Origin of the sequence: Sulfurisphaera javensis (assembly GCF_041154675.1) — an archaeon.
Lineage (GTDB): Archaea > Thermoproteota > Thermoprotei_A > Sulfolobales > Sulfolobaceae > Sulfurisphaera > Sulfurisphaera javensis.
Window position 1 is genome coordinate 645,274 of sequence record NZ_AP031322.1, and the last position, 20,318, is coordinate 665,591.

Below are 20,318 nucleotides of genomic sequence, written 5' to 3' on the forward strand. Positions count from 1 at the left end.
TTTAATTATCAATAAGTAAAAAATTTATTCGATAAGGTGTTTTTTATGATTATTGTAGGTGTGGATGCTGGTGGTACAAAAACGAAAGCAGTAGCTTACGACTGTGACGGAAATTTTATTGGCGAAGGTTCATCCGGACCAGGGAACTATCATAATGTTGGCTTAACACGAGCTATTGAAAATATTAAAGAAGCTGTAAAAATTGCTTCAAAAAAAGAACCGGATGTAGTTGGAATGGGAGTTGCCGGTTTAGATTCTAAATTTGATTGGGAAAATTTTGTACCTCTTGCTTCTTTAATTGCTCCTAGAGTTATTATTCAACACGATGGCGTAATTGCTCTCTTTGCTGAAACTTTAGGAGAGCGAGGAGTAGTAGTTATCTCTGGTACTGGGAGTGTTGTTGAGGGATTTGATGGAAGAGATTTTATTAGAGTAGGAGGTAGAGGATGGTTAATATCTGATGATGGTTCTGGTTATTGGATAGGACGAAAGGCTTTAAGGAAAGTATTAAAGATGATGGATGGCATAGAGGAAAAGAGTGAATTATATTATAAGGTCTTGAACAAAATAAATGTGAAAGACTTAGATGAATTAGTAATATGGACTTATACAAGTAGTTGTCAAATTGATTTAATTGCATCTATTGCAGTGGCAGTAGATGAAGCAGCAAATGAAGGAGATGAAAATGCTATTAATATCTTAAAAGAAGGAGCAGAATTATTAGCGAGTCAAGCTGTTTTTCTAGCTAAAAAAATAGGAGTAGATAGAGTATATCTAAAAGGCGGAATGTTTAAGTCTAAATATTATTACAAGTTCTTTTCTTCTTATCTTGAAAGATATGGTATAAAAGGTGATTTAGGTAAGAGAAACCCAGAAATAGGTGCTGTGGTATTAGCCTATAAAGAAGTTGGGTGTGATATTAAAAAATTAGTTAACGACTAAAGCTACTCCTTCACTTCTAGGATCAGCTACAGCTATACTATATTTGTTTGTTCTTTTTAATGCTTGAACAACTCCTACTTCTGGAGAGTAATAATCGAGTTGTTGATATTTTGTTCTTAATCTTTTTTCTGCAACTACTTTGCTTCCTAGAAACATAAAACGAGGAGCATCAACTGCCTCATCTATTTCCATGTTATAGTCTACATAATATTCAAATACTTGCGAATGTATTTGAGGTCTAAGATCCCCTCCAGCACAGCCTATTATCAAATTTTCTTTGTCTTTTTCTGCCATTAGAATAGATAGTGTATGCAAAGGTCTTTTCCTAGGCTCTGGCTTATTTCTTCCTTCAGTAAATCCAAAACCTCTATTATTAAATGGAATATCCTTAACTACTATTCCAGAGCCAAAGGCAAAGAATAAGCTTTGTATAAAGCCTATCTCATTTTCTCCATCTGAGACTACAAAGAACGTAGTATCTTGAGTATTCATACTTGTTGCTGTTACATTAAAATCTTTCATTCTCTTCATTAAATACTTTTCATCGAGTAAATTAACATCAAGGGGATAAAATCTGGGATCAGTAATATAATTATTTCTATCACTATACACTATACCATATATTTTAATATGTTCATTAATTCTAGTATCATCATCGTAAGGAAATCTATTTATATTACTTAATTCAACTAATTTAAGAGCTTCCAAAGTAGAAATTCCTTGAGTATTAGGAGGTAATTCATAAACTTCATAATCTTTGTAAGTAGTCTTTATAGGCTTAATTTCTTCCCCTCTAAAATTTGCGAAATCTGAAAAGTCTACATTTACTCCTTGTTTTCTTAATCCTAAAACTATATCTTCAGTTATTTTTCCTTCATAGAATTCTCTTGGATCCCTAGAAATTATTTTAAGAACCTCTCCCATTTCCCTTAATTTCAATATGTCTCCTGCCTCTTTATTTCCGTAAACTTTTCTCCAACTCTCACCTAAATCTTGAGAATTCTTTATCGCTTTGGCAAGAGATTTACTTATATAAAACCCATTTATAGCTAAGCTAATTGCAGGTTTTAGGAGCTCATGCAAACTCATTGTGGTATAATTTTCTACAATATAATTCCAAAGGTCAACTAATCCTGGTACTACAACCGTTGAAGGATGTCTTGGAGAAGGTATTTTTTCAACATTTAATCCTTTTGGTGACCAACCAGATGCATTATAAGCAATTATTCCCTCTGGAGTTTTTGCTAATAAAAAACCATCACCGCCGATGCCACTTGTATAAGGCAAAACCACTGAAAGTGTGGCACTTATTCCAATTGCTGCATCAAAAGCATTACCACCATTTTCCAATATTTTTGCACCAACATAACTCGCAATATAATTTTGTGAGGCTACGACTTTTTTGCCATAAGCTACTTTCATCAGTATAATTTTTTTAATGAAATAAATAAATCATCATGTATAATGAAAATACCAGATGAAATAAAGTCTCAACTAAAAGAAGGGAGTTGTATAGTTTGCTGTGATGAGTATGTACTATGCATGACTGAAGATTTGCCAAAACGTACTGATGTAAATATTGATCTAGAAATAGATAGAGAAGAAGGTGAAGTAGTATTAAGGAATATAATTCATGATGATCCTTCAAATCCTCTTTATCTAGAATATTTTATAAACAAAAAATTTGTTCAAAACATCTCAGAGAAAGGAGAAATTCAAGTGTTCTTTGTTGATAAAAATTTCAACGAAAAAATGAAGATGAATATAAAAATTGATAAGGATGATATTAGACTATTAAAAAGGGAACTAGGAATTGGAAGTTAAATATATTCAAGAGAAGCTTAAAGAATTATATTTCGAGAAAGATTCAGAAAGAGGATTATATGCAACATTTACTTGGCTAGTTGAAGAAGTTGGTGAGCTTGCTGAAGCTCTTCTTTCTAAGGATAAAAACTCTATCGAAGAAGAATTAGCTGATGTTATTGCTTGGGCCATATCAGTAGCTAACTTAACTGGGATAGACGTAGAAGAAGCTTTAAGGAAGAAATACAAGATATAAGTAATGAATAAAGAGGAGTTCTTTAAGCTTCTTGAAGATAGTATTAGAGATAGTGTTCAGCGATATTATAGAAACTTAATATTTATACAAGATAAGGACTATTTAACACACTTAAGGGAAATTCTTGAACTTTACCTCAGAGTTAATCCTAACCCTTCTGTAGCTTATGCGTTTCATCCATGGGTTTCCGGAGCAAAAGATAGATTGCATGAGATAAAGAAAATAGTGAGTTTAACTGATATTGATTATTCATCTTCAGAAAGGTATCTTGGTTCAACATTCGATGTTGTCATTTTAGATTTAGTGGATAATTTCGAACCAAATTATATTGGTAGACTTGTAGACCTTATACGCGGTGGAGGAATAGGAATTCTTTATACTGATGATTTAAAAGAACACAAACTGTTTAGGAATTCTATAATAAGAAATGGCAAAATAAGAGATGTGTATGAGAATAGATTTCTAAGGAAATTGAATGAGCATGAAGGTATATTCATGATTATAAATTCAGACTATATCGCAAGGCCTTTTGATGGCGAAGTAAAGGAAAAGCCTTCTCCTCAAATACCTAAAAAACCTTCAATGCCAATTGAGTTGCATAAGCTTTGTATGAGTAAAGATCAAAACAAAGTACTTGAAAGTTTTAACTTTATCAGGGGAGGTTCAAGAAGAGTTCTAGTAATAACTTCAGCAAGAGGAAGAGGTAAAAGTGCTGTGACTGGATTAGGTTTAGCTGGATTAATCTCTAAGGTAGAAAAGAGAAGAAAGTTCAAAATAGTTATAACTGCTCCATCATCAACTGGAATATCACAACTAATGCTATTTTTAAAGAAAGGTTTAGACGCTTTATTAATTCCTTATAAGACAAAAGATTCAATTTATGGCTATCCACTTTCTATTGAAGGCCCCAATTTTAAAGTGTATTATGAAATACCGGAGGCTACATTAGAAGATGAAGGAGATTTATTAGTAGTAGATGAAGCTGCTGCAATAGGAATTGGTTATATTGACTCAGCATTAAAAGTTTGGAAAAAAGTGGTTTTAGTTACTACAGTCCATGGTTATGAAGGTTCTGGTAAAACATTTTTACGATACTTAAAAAAGATATTAAACTCAAGAAAGGTTGCCGTTAATTGGCAAGAAATGGTCAAACCACTTAGATATGCTGAAGGAGATCCTATTGAAAAGTGGCTTTATGATACTCTATTGTTAGATGCTGAGCCAGAAGAACCACCAGAAGACGTTTCTCACTTATTATTTGAGACAGTATCACCAGAAGAGTTGTTTAGTGATGATAAAAAGTTAAGACAAATATATGGAATTTTAGTGACTGCACATTATAGAAATAATCCTAACGATTTAATGATAATGGCTGATGGAGTTCATCATAAAATAAAGGCTTTAAGTACTTTGGATGGGAAATATGTAGGTTTAGTTCAGATAGCTGATGAAGGTGGATTACCAGATAACTTAATTGATTTAGCTTTAAGAGGAGGAACTTTTGATGGTGATTTAATTCCAGATAGACTCATCAAACATGTTAGGCTTAAAGAATTTGGAAGAATGAAAGGATGGAGAATTGTGAGAATTGCAGTAATACAAGAGTTACAAGACATGGGTCTTGGAAGTACAATGTTAAAGATGGTTTATGAAGATGCAAAAGAAGAAAATATTGATTGGGTAGGCTCAGCTTTCATGGGAGATATAAGGGTTTTAAACTTTTGGATTAAGAATGGTTTTGTTCCAGTTCACGTTTCACCTAGGAAGAACGAAAAATTAGGTGATTATCCTGTAGTTGTAATGAAACCAATAAGTGAAACAGCAAAAAAGGCAATTGAAGTGGCATCGATGATACTTAAAGATAAGATACTAAATACGCTTCATGACATTTATTTCAGCATGGATCCAGAAGTAGCGAGAGTTATACTAAATGGTATAAAGGTACACAGAGAGGTGTATGTCAATAAAATCTATGTTGATAAGATATTGGCGTTTGTTCAAGGAGTTAGCCCTTATGAGTCTTCTGCAGATGGAATACATATGATTACATTAAAGTATTTTTGGGATGCAAAAAGGGATTGGTCATTATCCCCAGAACAAGAAATTATATTAATAGCGAAGGTACTTCAAGGGAGACCCTGGAGGTTTACATCGTCTAGTTTAAATTCAAATAGGACAACAATTAATGAACTATTATATGAGGCAATAGCTGAACTCCTATATAGGTATTATGGTTTGACGCCAGATTCAAAAGGAGGTCTAGAATTAAAAAAACTAGATGATGAGTTTCACAAAAATGAGTTGTGATTGAATGCACCTCAGCTGAAGAATATCAATGAAATTACAACAGCTAAAGAGAATAATTGGTGCAATCCTATAACAGCTCCAGGTTTAGTCGGGTTTTTATTAATTTGATAATAGGTCCATAATCCTACTGCACTTTCAATTAACGCAAAGACTAATGGAATCCAGTACCTTAAGATTATTAAAGCTATAAAGAATATTGCTCCAACAATTCCATGTATAACCCAAGCCCATTGAAGTTTATTTTTTGGTTTTCTAACATCTCCTATACTTAGTTTCATTCTCCTAGTCCCAGTTACTACTCCTCCCATAAATATTACAAAATATAGGAAATGTGGAGGTGTTATTGCACTTATTAAAAATCCTATGTACTTAGAAGGAGGAATATAATTTGTTGCCAAAATAAGGTAAGTAATGAAAGTTGTGTAAGCTGCAATATCATGAAAACCTTGAAATACTGAAGGTAATTTCCCTGCAAGAACGTATAGTGTAGCCATTCCTAGAAGGGCTGTAGCAACTATGCTTATGAAGCCTATAACAGTTAACGTGTTAAAATCTATAACAAGTAAAACGAGAGAAAGTAATCCAACTAAAGTAGCAACGATTCTGTGGATTGCTTCTGGATCTCCTTTCCCAGCTAATTCTACTATATTATTTGTATAAGGCCAATTTGTACCTAAAGACAATCCATATCCATACCCTTCAACTATTCCACCTAAAACTATTGCAGAACCAGCCAAGACTGTGGTGACATATCCCAAAATTTCATTAATCATAAATTAACTTCAGAGATAACTCTAATAAATCTTAGTCAGTCTATTTAAAATGATGAATGAAGAAGTCCTTTCAATATTGTGGAGGGTTATAGATAACGATATTCCACTGGTAAACGATGATATGACTACATTTCTAGTAAAAGATGGAGAAATAACAGAAGAAGATTTAAAAATATGGAATGATGCAGTAAAGAAGATAAAGGAGGCCTATAAAAAAGTTAATTATAATCAGAATGATGCAAAATCACTTTTAAATTCTGCATTAGAACTATTAAATTCTATTAAACCTAAAAAGCCTTTCCCACCAGAAGTAAAAATAAGGTTCGATGAATTGAAAAATTCAGTTTCAAAATGCATAGAACTATTGAACAAGACCTAAATTATCAGGAAGTTTATATATTTTTCCTGTTAATTGTTAAAAATCATTTCATGTGAAATTGAATAATTTTTCTTCTACCTTTAAGCCTATTTTATACTGTTTAAGGTCTTCTCCCTTTAAGCTTTGCTGAAACTATCGGTGGAAATTTAGGAAAGATTTAAAAACTTTTAGGACAGAAAAGCTTAAAGGGCGATTATGATGGGACTTGCTAAGGGATCTTTAAGTATAAGAGAAGCTTATGGTCAAGCTATGGCAGTTACTGCACCTTTAGGAAGCGTTGTATCTACTACAACAGCAGCAATAGCATATGCTGGGAAAGGAGTAGTATTTGCAACTATCTTAGCTTTAATTGGAAGCGCTTTATGGATTTACACTCTTACAAGATATTCTTCAAAAATAGCATCAGCTGGCGGATATTACACTTATGGAGCAGCAGCATGGAGAAATAGAACATTAGCTTATTACGAAGCAATATTAGAAGTTGTAGCTTATTCAGCATTAAATGCTGTTAATGCACTAGCTATCTATTTGCTTGTTCAGACATTTCTCCAAATGATTAATGTTAGTATACCTAGTATTTACTTGGATCTTTTTATAGTCCTGGGTTTAGTATATCCTACGCTCATATCATTTACCACTCATATAAAGAACTTGTTAGGTCAAATAGTAAGTATAAGTGCTACACTTGAAGTAATTATACTTTATGCAATGTTTATTTACGCCGTAGCTACTAAAGGCTTTAACTTATCTTATTTTAATCCTTCTGGAGTTTCATTAGGTTCATTGGGTACAGCAATGATATTATCAATTGTTAGTATATCTGGAGCCGGTGCCTCAACTTATTTGGGTGAAGAATCAAAGGTTCCAAGAAAAACCATAACGTTAGGAATGTGGTTATCCCTTATTATAGGGGGTTCAGCAATATTAGCAGGAACTTATGGTTTAGTTGCCTTATGGAATGGTTCTATAACTAGTTTAGAAAATGCTAACCAACCATTGATTCAAGAGCTATTTGGATTTGGTTTACCAATAGTGATGATAGGATTATTAATGTCAATAAATAGTTTATTAGCCTCTAATATAGGTACTACTGTGGGTAGTGCAAGAGTTTTATTTAACTTGGCGAGAGAAAAAGCAATGCCTAAAATATTGGAAAAAGTAAATAGAACACAAGAGCCAATCATTGCGACAATTATTATTGGTTTTATCTCTACATTGTTCGTGATATTCTCCACCATAATAACGGGATCTATCTCTAATGCATTTAATGAGATCAGTGTGATAACAAGCGTATTTTGGCTAACTGGAAGAATAATTGATGGATTTGGAGTCCCAGTATTTTACTGGAGAATAAGTTCCTTAAATATAACAACGTTAGTTATTCCTATCTCAGCAACATTAATTAATCTAACTGGAGTTGCACTATCATTTCAGACTCCAGACCTATTCCAGAGTGTTTCGATTATAACTATATTAGTATTAGCAACTTTGTGGTATGGACTTAGAGCCAAAAAGAGCTTGGCTGGAACTTATGTGGTTGATGATAATAATCAGTTAATTACAATAGATGAATATATAGAAAAATTGAAAAGAGAAAAACAGGTTGTTGCACAATAGTATTTATCACTTTCATTTCTCTTTGTTTAATTTATCTTCTTGATATTCTAGATTAAGTTGATATTTATTTACGCTATATTATTAAACAATTTTTAATTTTTTCACCTTTAAGAATATATACTTGTTTAACCAATTCTATCTTATGAAAATTTTGATAGCATATGATGGTTCAGATCACTCAAAAAAAGCAGTGTTTTTTACCTTAAACTTCATCAAAAAAGAAGATGAAATATATTTAGTAACAGTAATAAAAGAAGCACCTAAATCGCCAGAGCAAAAGATAATCCAAGCTAGGGAAGAAGCTGAGCAAAAGCAAAAGGAAGTACTTAAAGATCTTGAAGGCTATAAAGTAACCGCTGAAATTCTAGAAAGTCCAGATGTCTCATCTGCATTAATTGAATATTGTAAAAAAGTAAATTGTAATATGATTGTAACTGGTAGTAGAGGATTAACTGGATTAAAGAAGGCTATTCTAGGTAGCGTATCATCAGAATTAGTAAGTAAATCTGATATACCAGTACTCGTTGTTAAATAACTATATAAACTATATAGTTAACAATAGTTTATATTGTTAACTATATGCTCTATACGGTAAAATTATAAGCTATAATAAATACTCTTACTCGAAAGTAAAATGTCTAATAATCCATTTAAGTCCATTGATTCCCTAAAACTCTCTTTTAATCATATAAAGATATGGTATACAGCAGGAATGGGGTTTTTTACAGATGCATATGATTTGCTAATCATTTCGTATATTTTAGCAACTATAATTGATGCAGATAAATATGCAGGAATAGTTATACCAGGCTTTACAGAGTATTTAATAGGTCCTTCTTCAGTATTCTGGACTGGTTTACTAGCTTCTTCAGCAATTTGGACAGCAATACTAGGTCAATTACTTTTTGGTTATTTAGGTGACAGATTAGGTAGAAAGAAAGTTTATGGAGTTGAGGCAGCACTACTGACTTTTGGAGCTTTTGCAAGTGCTCTTGCTTGGAACTTACCAGCTTTAGTAGCATTTAGAATGATAATGGGATTTGGAATCGGTGGAGATTATCCTATATCTTCAACGATTATGAGTGAATATGCTAATGTGAAAGATAGAGGAAAACTAGTTGCCTTAGTTTTCGCAAACCAAGGAATAGGTTCAATAGTTGCCGCTGTAGTGGGAATTGTTTCTGCACTAACATTGCCACCAGATATCGCATGGAGAGTCATGGCTGGAATAGGTGCTATACCAGCTGCAACAGTTATATATTTAAGAAGAAAAGTCCCAGAGACACCAAGGTATTCTTTACTTGTAGAAGGAAAAGTTGAAGAAGCTAAAAAAGCAGCAAAGATCCTAGGAACAGAACTACAAGTTGATAAACCAGTTGTATCTAAGAAAATAAGTATATCTGAATTTTTAGCAAAATATGGAATGTTATTGATAGGTACTGCTGGGACGTGGTTTATATTAGATATTGCTTTCTATGGAACTGGAGTTTATTCCTCAGCAGTGATTGCACCAGTATTTGGAAGTCCATTCCCAAGTGGGCATGTTACTTTAACTCTTCCAGATTTTCAAGCAGATTTAGCTAGAGTCTTATTTCAAGGTGCTATACCATTCTTAGTTGGTTTCCCTGGATACTTTACAGCAGTAGCATTAATGGATAAGCTAGGTAGAAAAATAATACAATTACAAGGTTTTGTGATGATGGCTTTGATTTACGGAATAGTTGCGTCTTTGGCTATAACAGCTGGAACAAAAATAACCGGTTTCGTTATTCCTTCAATTATGGCTTTTGCAATATACTCCTTATCATATTTCTTCATTGATTTTGGCCCTAACACAACAACCTTTGTGGTGCCAGCAGAAGTTTATCCTGTAAGATATAGGACTACTGGTCATGGTATATCTGCTGCTAGTGGTAAACTGGGTGCTGCTATAACTACATACTTCTTCCCAGCTTTGTTAGCTTCTATAGGTGTAAAAGATATTTTAGTAATGCTAGCTATTTTAAGCATAGTAGGTGCTATATTGACTTACTTCTTTGTACCAGAGCCAAAGCATAAATCATTAGAAGAAGTAGCAAAAGAAGAATTAGAAGAGGAGCAGATTCAAAGATCGTAATCTTTTTTAATCTTCTATTATTTTATGAGTTTTACCAAACTCTGTATATTGCATTTAAAATGTATGTGTTTAATCTAATCAAAATGTTTATATCTTGCATTTTTGTAATATACGGATATGAAAAGTGTTTTATCAACTATCGTATCCCTTATAATATTATTTAGTATTTTAACAATAATAACTCCAGTAAATGGTTATAGTGGAACATATATTGGACCCACTTTGAAAGGAGAAAAGATAGGAACTATTTCATCAAGTACTATAATTACAATTGGAATACTCATACCTCCAAAAAATATGAACTTACTTTATTTAACAGCTGAAGAAGTAGCCAATCATCAAACCAAGCCCATGTCATTTAAACAAGTTTTTTCAATGTTTGCTCAACCTCAACTAGAAAATCAGATAGCGAAATATTTAGAAGAAAAAGGTTTTTCAATATCATTAAGTAATCCTTTTGTAATAATTGCAGAAGCACCAGCATCTACTGTAGAAGAGACATTTCATACAACTCTTTATTTGTATAAATATGGGAATATCACATACTATAAGCCTTATTCTACACCAATATTTCCATCATTCTTTAATGGTGTTTCAATCCTTGGTTTAACTAATTATACTACGTATCAATATCAGCTTAATACTGAAGTTTTAGGAAAAGTTGTAAACGGGAAATTAATACCTCAAATTCCTCAAGTAACTACATTTCAATTTTCCGCTGATATGTATTCTCCAGAAGATATTGTAGGAGCATATAACATCACACAAGGAGGTAAAAACGTGACCGTAGCTATCATAGACGCTTATGGAGATCCTTTAATTTATCAAGATTTACAAGCATTTGACAAACAATTTAATTTACCTCAAGCTAATTTAACAATAATACCAATAGGGCCTTATCATTCTATATTTGGATTAGCAACAGGATGGGATGTAGAGACAGCACTAGATGTTGAGACTGTTCACTCTATTGCTCCTTACGCTCATATAGACTTAGTAGTTACTGCTTCAACTGGTTTAATCCCTGCTGCTATCGATTATATTGTAAGTGAAGATTTAGCGCAAGTAGTATCAATGAGCTTCGGAATAACAGAAAACTTAATTGGAGATACAGGATTTTATTTTGTCTTTGATGGAATCCCTCAACCTAATTTACCCTATTGGGATTATTACTTTGAATTAGGCACAGTTGAAGGAATATCATTCTTTGCTGCTGCTGGTGATGAAGGTGCATACGGAGGAACTTTAATATCCTATGGTGGTGTTTCGTTCCCAGCTTCTTCTCCATTTGTAACAGCTGTTGGAGGTACATCACTCTTTGTCAATGTAACTAGCGGTTATCTTTCTTCACAAAACTCAACAGCAACTTATGGCTATGAAACTGGTTGGAATATTTTTGATCTAGATTTTCCATTTATTAGTGGTGGAGGAGGCTACAGTACATATTTTCCTAAGCCTTGGTATCAGTATATAATAAATGGCACTACAAAAGCCACTCCAGATGTTGCAGCTGACGCTAATCCTTATACTGGTTTAGTTATTTATGTACTCGGACAAGAGGAAGTTGTTGGTGGTACTAGTTTAGCTACACCAATATGGGCTGGAATGGCTGCTGATATTATTTCAGTAATTCATAAACCATTGGGATTGTTCAATAATATATTATATTGGATATACTCTAATTCTACGCTTTATAATGAAGCTTTTCATCAAATTACATTTGGATTTAACGGAGTCTATTCTGCTCATTCTGGATATAATTTAGTTACTGGTTTAGGTTCACCAGATTGGTATGGGTTATTAAAAGCAGTTGAAGAATATTTTGCCAAACCAAGGTTATCAATTTCTGTAACTGTTACAGAACCGGGTGTCCCATATCCTTGGTTTATGTATAATTCAACATTTAACATAATTGCAAAAATAAGTTATCCAAACACTACTATGGTAACTAACGGTAGCTTTTTAGCCTATATCTTTACTACCAAAGGATTATTGAAAACTGTTCCTCTCACATTTAATGGAACTTATTGGGTAGGCAGTTATACTATTACACCCGGCAATCCTCCAAACATATGGTTAGTTGTAGTTAATGGGACTTCAGCCGGTTTCTCCGGTGTTGGGGCTTATGAAATAACTGTTGGACTTTCAATTGATATAATAGAGCCAATTCCATATCCGTTTGAAATAAGTATACCACCCAATGAAGTGTTCCAAGTAGAGGCATGTATATACTATCCTAACTTGACACCAGTAGAATATCCGTCATTTACAGCTTACTTTATTCATAATGGAAAAGATATCTTCAATGTGACTCTATTACCCACGTCAGCTCCAGGTTTATATGAAGGAATATATGCATTGGTCACACCAGAGCCAGAAGGACTATACGTTATGGTAATTAATGATTCATATAGTTCGGCATACACTTATGAGACTTTTGGAGGGATAAATATTGAAACAGTAGTATTTACTCCTATAGATGATGGTTTCTCTTCAGTCTCTCCTGGACAAAATATTACAATATTTTCATTTACTTTTGATCAAAGTGGATTAGCAATATTTTCCTCAAACGTTACTGCTTTTATTTATAATCCACAAGGAAAATTGATAGCCTCATTACCAATGAAATTAGCCCCAGATACAGTGCAATTTGGTGATATTATAGCCTTTGGAACCCATGAGGTAAACTACACTATTCCATTAAACGCTACACCAGGAATTTACACTATCATTACTGAAGCCTGGTATAATAGTTCAATTGGTGTGGAAGAATTCAATTATACTGACTACATATATGTATCTCCTTATATACTTCATGCTCAAGTTAAATACCAGACTACTTTGTATGAAGGTGAAAATATTATCATTTATGCTAATATTACTTATCCAAATGGAACTGAAGTGAAATATGGTGAATTTCAAGCCACACTAGTGCCTTCAGAATTACAGTTCGAACAGTTGGCTTTAGAATTTTACACAGAAATTCCATTACAATATAATTCAACGCTTAATGAATGGGTAGGGATAATAAAAGTGCCTTCAATAAACTCTACTAACATTTATCAAGGTTCCCCAGTTTATACACTTGCAGGTCCTTGGAATTTAGAGATTAGTGGAATTTCTCCAGAAGGAGCAATAATAGAGTCAATTAATAACTACTTAACTGTTTTACCATACACAGATATAGGAACTAAAATATTATCTCCAATTAATGCTACTAGTATACCTTTAACTTATTATAACGGTAATGCTTTAGAATTATCACAAGTATATTCACCATCTTTAACGTTAGAGAACGGTAACTTCATATTAGATAACGTAATAATTGGTAGTTTAACTGTAAAAGATGCTACTGTAACTGTAATTGACTCTAAAGTAAATACAATTAATGCTATCTCATCTAATGTAGATTTAGTATCTACTAAAATTACTGATAGTAAAATTGGCATTAATGCTATCTCATCTAATGTAACACTATCTTCAGTTGTTGCAGATAACGTAGAATACTTGATAAACCAGAGTGCTAACACTAACATAATTCTTCACGGAGTAACGTTAAATAATGTTACTAGTCTCAGTACTATTCCAGAACCTAAAATAACCTATCCAACAAACATAACAAGCTTAACGTCAAATATAACAATAACTGTTACTGGTAAATATCTTAAAGTGTTAGGAGTAAAAGTGAACGGGCAATCAGTACCTTATACCACCTCGACAACGAGTAGTGGAATAGCCGTAATTATTCCATTTAACTCTCTTTCTTCTCCACCAGGGAATAATATAATAACGATTAAATTATCAGATGGTATTGAATACAATTATACCGCTATTATATACAACGACTATCCTTTCATTCAAATTCACTCTACACTTAATGATCTGAGTAGCTCAGTAACTACTTTAAGTTCCTCGCTTTCAAGAACTACTGGTTTAGCTATAGGTGGTTTAGTTATAGCCATAATTGCAGTTATTTTATTCCTTATACTCTTTAGGAGGGGTGGTAAGAAATGAAGGTAAATAAAATCCTTTCTCTTCTATTAGTTTTATTTTTAATATCCCCAATTTTAGTAAATAGCTTACCTACAAATATACATATAGAATTACAACGTCCATTTTTACCTCTTAATATTACTTTACCAGCTTATCTAGACCCACATTATTATTCATTTGAAGCATTTCAAATAAAGCCACCGACTAACGTGACACCAATTATAATTCCAGTCGCTGTTAATGCAACTTTTAATAATACTGGTTTGATGCCAATAGTTAAGAGAGTGTATATTCCTCCAGGAAATTATAGCTTAATCTTGATGAATGTCTCTATATCTGAAAATAATGGTCCGCAATATGATAGAGCTGCATACATATTCGTTAATGGTATTCCAATATTCTGGGGATCAACTCAAGAGCTAGCAAATTCAACAGCTCAAGTTGATGTGACTTTATTTGAAAACTTACTACAAGGCAATGTTACTTTCCAATTAGTTATAGAGAATTTCTATGATGCTAAAATTGGAATAACTGGGTTATACCATATGAATGTAACTCTCATACTATATCCTGGGCAAAAACCACAAGGTTTGCCAAATATGTTTATACCACTTTATTTATCAAAGTACAATTATTCATATCAAATATTAAACCCATTAATGCCTAGTATAACTCAAGAAGTCAAAATACCAAACGGAACGTACAAAATGATGCTCTTATTATATGAAGAAGGAGGAGGATTAGATGAGTTTTGGTATGCTAATGAACCAGCAACTAGAAGTATCTTAGTTTATTATGATAACTTATTAGCGGGTGTTGTTAATCCTTATGAGACTATTTATACTGGTGGGATCGATTTACTATGGTGGAAACCATTAACATCTATAAACACCCTTTCTTTCCATTCCCCAATTATGATTGATTTAACTCCAATGTTAGCTTATGGTTTAACTGCAAATATAACAACTTGTGTAACAAATTTAATTACTGCTTATGAAATAACAGGATCTACTGCTTTTGACTGGGATATATCAGCTGTCTTAATGTTATGGGTTAATCAATCTAATCCCTTAGTTTCTGCAAAACCACTAACCTCAATATCACGCTTTATTGATTCTACTCCATTATTTACTTTTGGTTACAGTGCTGAATATTACCAAGAAGATGGAAACTACTTGCTTAACTACTCCTCAGAATTAGTGTTTAAACATGGTACAGAATTTGCGTGGACATTGCAAGAAGGGAAATTTGTAGCTTATCAAACATTTAATCAAATATTTGAGAAAGCTTATTTAGATGAGAACTTCTACGAAATAGCTGTAGATAAGGGTATTTATAACTCTACGATGGTGATTAAAGGTAATTATCCAATATTATTAGATTTTAGTGCTTTTGCTGTTCCAATAACAAATCCGCATGTAATACCATATAACTTATCTTACTTCCAAAACGGAACATTATCTCTAGGGCTAAAGTATTATTACGAGTACATATTTGGAAACTATAACTTTACAGTAAAGACTATTGAGAATTTAACTACAATAGGTGGTTTTGGTGGAATAATTGAAGTCATAAATAGTTATGGTGGAGCAATACTAGTTAAATTAACAGCAAATTATGCCAATACGCAAAAGAATTTAACTTCTTGGTTCCTTATTGACAACACAGGATATAAGGAACTATTCTCTGCTGAAGGATTACAAAATAGTACAACTAATCTAACTGGGTATTATAAATATGTGCACATTAATTTTGTTCCAATAAGTTAATATTTTTTCCATGTTCCTTTTACAACCCACACTGGTTCTTCTAAAACCTCTAGTTCTTTTGGCTCAACCTTTAAACTCTCTATTAATTTCTCATTGATACTTACTCCAATACCAGGCTTTTCAGGCACTTTTACATGTCCATCTTCAACTTTTGTCTCGTCGTAAACCACATCTCTTTTCCACTGTGGGAACCAATCATAAAAGTTCTCCAGTAAATATAAGTTTGGAGTAATTGAAGCCAATTGTAGTGAGTAAGCATTTTGTATTGAACCGAAGGCGTTATGGAAGGCAATTTCAACATCAAAAGCCTCAGCTAATGAAATAACTTTCCTTCCTACTGTGATTCCTCCAATATTACACAAGTCTGGTTGCAAAATATTTACTAATCCCTCTGAGACGTAAAACGCTGCTTCTTTTAAACTAATAAGTCTTTCTCCTAAAGCAATATTTAGACTTGTGTGTTGCTTATATTTTCTTAAACCTTCAATATCCTCATGATGAACAGGTTCTTCCATAAACATTGGATTATATTTTTCAAGTCTTTTAGCAATTAATATTGCGCTATTAGCGTTAAATCTTCCATGATGCTCAATTAAAATGTCAATTTCATCACCAACAGCCTCCCTAACAGCCTTAACTCTTTCCTCAGCTTCTTTTAATCCCTTTTCATCAATCCAATTGTAATAAGGACCAAAAGGATCAAATTTTAGTGCCTTATAACCTTTTTTAATTACGTCTTTTGCTTTCTCAGCAAAATCTTCTGGTGTAACAGCATCTTGATACCAACCATTTGCATAAACTGGTATTTTATCTCTAACTTTCCCACCAAGTAGTTTGTAAATTGGTGCTCCTAACTCTTTCCCAATAATGTCCCATAACGCTTGGTCTATAGCACTTGTTGCGGTTGCTGACTCAAAAGATCTTGCTAAATAAAAGTCTTGTTTATACCACTCTTGGTAATTCTCTTCTGGCTTTTCTGCCTCTTTACCTATATAACCTTTGCTTACTTGCTTTATAGTGTTATAGACGTTAATAACTCTTAAAGTTGGTACTGCTTCACCGTAACCTACTTGGCCATCTGAAGTAATTACTTTAACTACTATCATAACTGAAGCCCAAGTTGCACTCCCTTTTTCAGAATGGGCTAATACAATTGGTTCTATTTCAGATATTTTAGCCATATAATAATTTCTACTTAATCATATTTGTATTTTTTGTATTGTGAGAAGAGAGAGTTTTGCTAAAATAATTTTTATATGTTAATATATGTAGATGTTAATATGGCTGAAATTAATTACAATGAGATCTTTGACCTTATGGATAGGGCTAAAGATATTTTCAAGGAAAATAAAACTGTAGCTGGAGTTTACAAGGTAAGAAAAGTTGCCTTTGTTGGAGATACACACGGCGCTTTAGATGTAACCCAATATGTTTTTAATGAAATATTTGATAAGGTTGACTTACTAGTTTTTTTAGGCGATTATGTAGACAGAGAACCACAGCTAGGAATAGAAAATTTAATGTTAATATTACAAAAATTTCTTGAAAACAGAGACAAAATTGTAATTCTTCGAGGAAATCATGAAAGCCCAATAACAAACATGTATTATGGTTTTTATGATGAAGTTTCCGTAAAATTTGGTGATGAAAAAGTTTACGAGAAATTTAAAGAGTTCTTTTCTTATATGCCTTATGTTGCGATTGTGAACAATTATTTTTGTGTTCATGGAGGTTTGCCGGGAAAGGTAACTAATGACAGTCAAATGAGCTTAGCAATACATTCAATAGATGAAGTTCTATCTTTGCCATATCCAGATATAGAACCAAGTGATCCCACAGCGTTCCAATTATTGTGGAATGACCCTAGAGAAGGTTTAGATGATTTTGGTTTCTTACCAAACATTAGAGGAGAAGGTACTTATTACTATGGAGAAAAAATAGTGAAAGAATTTCTAGATTCTACTGGATATTCTGGAATAATTAGGGGTCACGAGGCAGTTGATGGTTTTAGGATAGATATGAATAAAAAAGTTATTACTGTGTTTTCAAGTAGGTATCATGGTCAATCTGCTGGAGTTCTTTTAATGGACGAAAATAAAATAAAAAGGATCTATCTTCATCTAGACGGTTCTATATCTTCCTTTGATGGACTTTAACAACTCTCATAAGCTTCCTCGATTAATTGCTTAGCTAATTCTTCTGGTAATTTCTTATTTACTTTGTAATTCTCATGAAGCACAATAACCTCAATGTCTGTGCTTTTTGCTCCTTCTAGATCAAAAGTTAAATATTGAACAGTACTAAATTCGTCACCTTGTTCTCTTCCACCTTCTGGTTCTCCTTGAATTAATTTATCTCCAACTTTCAAAAATACTGAATTATATATTCCTTTAAGCTCTTTGAAAACTTTCTTTAAATCATTAAAGTCATAAGCATTTATATAAAGTGTTGCCTTAATTTTTCCATCACAAGGTAATAGTGATGAATAAACTTTAATTTCATGTTCGATTTCTTTTTCATTTTCTAATCTATCTAGATAAACCATCTCTTGTATTTGATGTAATACCGTATCCTTATTTTCAAAGAGTAACGTAAGTCTATCTCCAAGTTCTATTCTTCTTTTCTCCTTAACTTGAGATATCCACTTTATTCTTTCCATTCTGATTTTCTCATACTCTTTCCAAGGAATTATATCTGAAATAGAAATTTTACTCATTTTTTAACACCTCCTTTAAAATTTGAATTGGATGAAGGGGTTGTTTCCCAGAAGCTTTTTGAATCTGTAAACCTGCTAATGGACATTCAGTCATAAATATATCTGCTTTGTTTTCAGCAAAGGCATTCATCATTTTACTTCCAATTATCTTTGCTTTTTCATAATTCCTTAACCCCCATCCGCCATCAATACCAGAACAGCCTTTATCAGAAATTTCAACTTTAGCTCCTAATTTTCTCATTAGTGTAACTCCTGCGTAACCTACCTTAAGATACTTTAGATGACAAGGAGGGTGATAAAATATACTTTTATCTAATTTTCCGCTTATTCTTATTTTTCCTTCTCTATCGAGCTTGAGAAGATATTCCATTGCATCATATACTTTTATCCCTTCTTTTCCGAGTATAGAAGGATACTCTTTACTTAACATAAGCGTGCAAGTTGGTATAGGTGATACAATATCGTAACCTTGTTCTATAAATTTCTTAAGTAAGGAATAATTATACTCAGCGTTCTTCTTTAACCTTTTTATGTCTCCTACATCTAACATTGGAGCTCCACAACACAAAAAGTTAGCAGTGATAACTTCTATTCCTAACTTGTTATAAACTTCTACCAAATCAAATCCTAATTCTGGGTAAAAATTCTCTACTAAACAAGTATGGAATAGAACTACTTTAGCAACTGGCTTTTCTATCTTTTTTATCTTAACCTCTCTTATGAATCCTTTTTCTTTAACTATAGGCATGGGAGCTTCTTCATTTATTCCAAGTATTTTTTTAGTATGAGGATAGAGTCTAGAGACTAGAGGTCTTGCTATGTTAGTCCCATCAACTAGTTCATAAAGGAAATCTCTTAAACTAAGAGGTTTTTGTGATCTAAAATATAACCATGCCCAGTCCATTAGATCAGCAAAATCCATTGCAAATTCATGCGGTGGAGTATAAGGGCAATTGTTATAACACATCTTGCAATGAAAACACTCCGAAGAGATATATTCTAAATCATTCAAGGTAAGATTCTTTGGTCCTTTCTCATCAGTTAGTTTAAATAGCTTAGGAAATGCAAAGCAGTAATTGAAACAAAGTCTACAACCATGGCAAATAGATGCTTGCCTTATAAATTCGGAGAGGAGTTTAGATGAATCAAAAAAAGATTTATCTTGTGGGTTTAAACTATACATAACTTCATGTTCCTCCTTTTAATTGCTTCAAAACAGCCTGGAACTTTTCAGCATGACTCTTTTCTGCTCTGGCTAAGGTTTCGAACCATTCTGCTACTTCTGGGAATCCTTCTTCTCGTGCAACCTTAGCAAATCCAGGATACATTTGTGTCCATTCGTAAGTTTCTCCAGCTATTGCAGATTCAATCATCTGTTCTAATGTTCCAATGGGTTTGTCTGTTGCTGGATCTGTTAATCCTCCTTGTCTTATAAAGTCTAAATGACCAAAAGCATGTGCAGTTTCTCCTTCCGCAATGCTCCTTAATAAACCAGCTATTTCTGGATATCCTTCTTCATCAGCTCTTTTCGCAAAATAAAGATATCTTCTATTAGCCATTGATTCTCCAATAAATCCTTGTTTCAGGTTTTCTGCAGTTTTAGTTCCTTTTAATTCCTTCATTTGTAAATATTATCTTTTCTAATAC

General features: G+C 32.8%; 17 protein-coding genes. 11 read left to right on the forward strand and 6 right to left on the reverse strand.

Annotation, left to right across the window (positions count from 1 at the left end; translation table 11 throughout):
• Nucleotides 1-45: 45 nt before the first annotated feature.
• Entirely contained in the window at nt 46-942 is an 897-nt protein-coding gene (locus tag ACAM25_RS03485; RefSeq protein WP_369610953.1) for a BadF/BadG/BcrA/BcrD ATPase family protein, read from the forward strand.
• On the opposite strand, the gene ACAM25_RS03490 is transcribed toward ACAM25_RS03485, so the two are convergent.
• Nucleotides 928-2,364 carry a gamma-glutamyltransferase family protein gene (locus ACAM25_RS03490; protein ID WP_369610954.1) on the reverse strand — a complete coding sequence of 479 codons (1,437 nt, stop codon included), beginning with the start codon at nt 2,362-2,364 and terminating at the stop codon, nt 928-930. The two genes, ACAM25_RS03485 and ACAM25_RS03490, sit on opposite strands and share 15 nt — an antisense overlap.
• Nucleotides 2,365-2,406: 42 nt before the next feature.
• Here ACAM25_RS03490 and ACAM25_RS03495 point away from each other — a divergent pair, with 42 nt between their 5' ends.
• The 3 genes from ACAM25_RS03495 to ACAM25_RS03505 are packed head-to-tail and all read left to right on the forward strand — an operon-like array spanning nt 2,407 to nt 5,308.
• Complete coding sequence (locus tag ACAM25_RS03495; RefSeq protein ID WP_369610955.1) at nt 2,407-2,766, forward strand: hypothetical protein; 360 nt, start codon at nt 2,407-2,409, stop codon at nt 2,764-2,766.
• Nucleotides 2,756-3,001 (forward strand): MazG nucleotide pyrophosphohydrolase domain-containing protein, encoded by a 246-nt coding sequence (locus ACAM25_RS03500; RefSeq protein WP_369610956.1) that lies wholly within the window; start codon nt 2,756-2,758, stop codon nt 2,999-3,001. The genes ACAM25_RS03495 and ACAM25_RS03500 overlap by 11 nt, the downstream gene beginning before the upstream one ends.
• Before the next feature lie 3 nt (nt 3,002-3,004).
• Nucleotides 3,005-5,308 carry a tRNA(Met) cytidine acetyltransferase TmcA gene (locus ACAM25_RS03505; RefSeq protein ID WP_369610957.1) on the forward strand — a complete coding sequence of 768 codons (2,304 nt, stop codon included), beginning with the start codon at nt 3,005-3,007 and terminating at the stop codon, nt 5,306-5,308.
• An 11-nt stretch (nt 5,309-5,319) separates the two neighbouring features.
• Here ACAM25_RS03505 and ACAM25_RS03510 read toward each other — a convergent pair whose 3' ends face one another.
• Nucleotides 5,320-6,081 carry a cytochrome C oxidase assembly protein gene (locus ACAM25_RS03510; protein ID WP_369610958.1) on the reverse strand — a complete coding sequence of 254 codons (762 nt, stop codon included), beginning with the start codon at nt 6,079-6,081 and terminating at the stop codon, nt 5,320-5,322.
• A gap of 52 nt (nt 6,082-6,133) precedes the next feature.
• On the opposite strand from ACAM25_RS03510, the gene ACAM25_RS03515 reads away from it, so the two are divergent.
• From ACAM25_RS03515 to ACAM25_RS03540, 6 genes are all read left to right on the forward strand, one after another.
• Nucleotides 6,134-6,460: a hypothetical protein gene (locus ACAM25_RS03515; RefSeq protein WP_369610959.1), complete on the forward strand. Its 327-nt coding sequence runs from the start codon at nt 6,134-6,136 to the stop codon at nt 6,458-6,460.
• A 198-nt stretch (nt 6,461-6,658) separates the two neighbouring features.
• Nucleotides 6,659-8,077 (forward strand): APC family permease, encoded by a 1,419-nt coding sequence (locus ACAM25_RS03520; protein ID WP_369611597.1) that lies wholly within the window; start codon nt 6,659-6,661, stop codon nt 8,075-8,077.
• 142 nt (nt 8,078-8,219) lie between these two features.
• Entirely contained in the window at nt 8,220-8,612 is a 393-nt protein-coding gene (locus ACAM25_RS03525; RefSeq protein WP_369610960.1) for a universal stress protein, read from the forward strand.
• A gap of 99 nt (nt 8,613-8,711) precedes the next feature.
• Nucleotides 8,712-10,193 carry an MFS transporter gene (locus ACAM25_RS03530; protein ID WP_369610961.1) on the forward strand — a complete coding sequence of 494 codons (1,482 nt, stop codon included), beginning with the start codon at nt 8,712-8,714 and terminating at the stop codon, nt 10,191-10,193.
• A gap of 117 nt (nt 10,194-10,310) precedes the next feature.
• Entirely contained in the window at nt 10,311-14,207 is a 3,897-nt protein-coding gene (locus ACAM25_RS03535) for a protease pro-enzyme activation domain-containing protein (RefSeq protein WP_369610962.1), read from the forward strand.
• Nucleotides 14,204-15,955, forward strand: coding sequence for a peptide-N4-asparagine amidase (locus ACAM25_RS03540; protein WP_369610963.1), 1,752 nt, complete (start codon nt 14,204-14,206; stop codon nt 15,953-15,955). Before ACAM25_RS03535 ends, ACAM25_RS03540 begins: the two co-directional genes overlap by 4 nt.
• Here the strand turns inward: ACAM25_RS03540 and ACAM25_RS03545 are convergent.
• Nucleotides 15,952-17,136: an enolase C-terminal domain-like protein gene (locus ACAM25_RS03545; protein WP_369610964.1), complete on the reverse strand. Its 1,185-nt coding sequence runs from the start codon at nt 17,134-17,136 to the stop codon at nt 15,952-15,954. The two genes, ACAM25_RS03540 and ACAM25_RS03545, sit on opposite strands and share 4 nt — an antisense overlap.
• A 99-nt stretch (nt 17,137-17,235) precedes the next feature.
• Here ACAM25_RS03545 and ACAM25_RS03550 point away from each other — a divergent pair, with 99 nt between their 5' ends.
• Nucleotides 17,236-18,111: a metallophosphoesterase gene (locus tag ACAM25_RS03550; RefSeq protein ID WP_369610965.1), complete on the forward strand. Its 876-nt coding sequence runs from the start codon at nt 17,236-17,238 to the stop codon at nt 18,109-18,111.
• Here the strand turns inward: ACAM25_RS03550 and ACAM25_RS03555 are convergent.
• The 3 genes from ACAM25_RS03555 to ACAM25_RS03565 are packed head-to-tail and all read right to left on the reverse strand — an operon-like array spanning nt 18,108 to nt 20,293.
• Nucleotides 18,108-18,671, reverse strand: coding sequence for a DUF3501 family protein (locus tag ACAM25_RS03555; protein ID WP_369610966.1), 564 nt, complete (start codon nt 18,669-18,671; stop codon nt 18,108-18,110). The genes ACAM25_RS03550 and ACAM25_RS03555 overlap by 4 nt on opposite strands.
• Nucleotides 18,664-19,854 carry a heterodisulfide reductase-related iron-sulfur binding cluster gene (locus ACAM25_RS03560; protein WP_369610967.1) on the reverse strand — a complete coding sequence of 397 codons (1,191 nt, stop codon included), beginning with the start codon at nt 19,852-19,854 and terminating at the stop codon, nt 18,664-18,666. The genes ACAM25_RS03555 and ACAM25_RS03560 overlap by 8 nt, the downstream gene beginning before the upstream one ends.
• Before the next feature lie 4 nt (nt 19,855-19,858).
• On the reverse strand, nt 19,859-20,293 hold the full coding sequence (locus ACAM25_RS03565) for a rubrerythrin family protein (protein WP_369610968.1): 435 nt from the start codon (nt 20,291-20,293) through the stop codon (nt 19,859-19,861).
• Nucleotides 20,294-20,318 lie beyond the last annotated feature (25 nt).

Bases quoted from the DNA above. Each gene is read 5' to 3' on its own strand.
- ACAM25_RS03485 (WP_369610953.1), top strand. From the start codon at position 46: ATGATTATTGTAGGTGTGGATGCTGGTGGTACAAAAACGAAAGCAGTA.
- ACAM25_RS03490 (WP_369610954.1), bottom strand. From the start codon at position 2,364: ATGAAAGTAGCTTATGGCAAAAAAGTCGTAGCCTCACAAAATTATATT.
- ACAM25_RS03495 (WP_369610955.1), top strand. From the start codon at position 2,407: ATGAAAATACCAGATGAAATAAAGTCTCAACTAAAAGAAGGGAGTTGT.
- ACAM25_RS03505 (WP_369610957.1), top strand. From the start codon at position 3,005: ATGAATAAAGAGGAGTTCTTTAAGCTTCTTGAAGATAGTATTAGAGAT.
- ACAM25_RS03510 (WP_369610958.1), bottom strand. From the start codon at position 6,081: ATGATTAATGAAATTTTGGGATATGTCACCACAGTCTTGGCTGGTTCT.
- ACAM25_RS03515 (WP_369610959.1), top strand. From the start codon at position 6,134: ATGAATGAAGAAGTCCTTTCAATATTGTGGAGGGTTATAGATAACGAT.
- ACAM25_RS03520 (WP_369611597.1), top strand. From the start codon at position 6,659: ATGGGACTTGCTAAGGGATCTTTAAGTATAAGAGAAGCTTATGGTCAA.
- ACAM25_RS03525 (WP_369610960.1), top strand. From the start codon at position 8,220: ATGAAAATTTTGATAGCATATGATGGTTCAGATCACTCAAAAAAAGCA.
- ACAM25_RS03530 (WP_369610961.1), top strand. From the start codon at position 8,712: ATGTCTAATAATCCATTTAAGTCCATTGATTCCCTAAAACTCTCTTTT.
- ACAM25_RS03535 (WP_369610962.1), top strand. From the start codon at position 10,311: ATGAAAAGTGTTTTATCAACTATCGTATCCCTTATAATATTATTTAGT.
- ACAM25_RS03540 (WP_369610963.1), top strand. From the start codon at position 14,204: ATGAAGGTAAATAAAATCCTTTCTCTTCTATTAGTTTTATTTTTAATA.
- ACAM25_RS03545 (WP_369610964.1), bottom strand. From the start codon at position 17,136: ATGGCTAAAATATCTGAAATAGAACCAATTGTATTAGCCCATTCTGAA.
- ACAM25_RS03550 (WP_369610965.1), top strand. From the start codon at position 17,236: ATGGCTGAAATTAATTACAATGAGATCTTTGACCTTATGGATAGGGCT.
- ACAM25_RS03555 (WP_369610966.1), bottom strand. From the start codon at position 18,671: ATGAGTAAAATTTCTATTTCAGATATAATTCCTTGGAAAGAGTATGAG.
- ACAM25_RS03560 (WP_369610967.1), bottom strand. From the start codon at position 19,854: ATGTATAGTTTAAACCCACAAGATAAATCTTTTTTTGATTCATCTAAA.
- ACAM25_RS03565 (WP_369610968.1), bottom strand. From the start codon at position 20,293: ATGAAGGAATTAAAAGGAACTAAAACTGCAGAAAACCTGAAACAAGGA.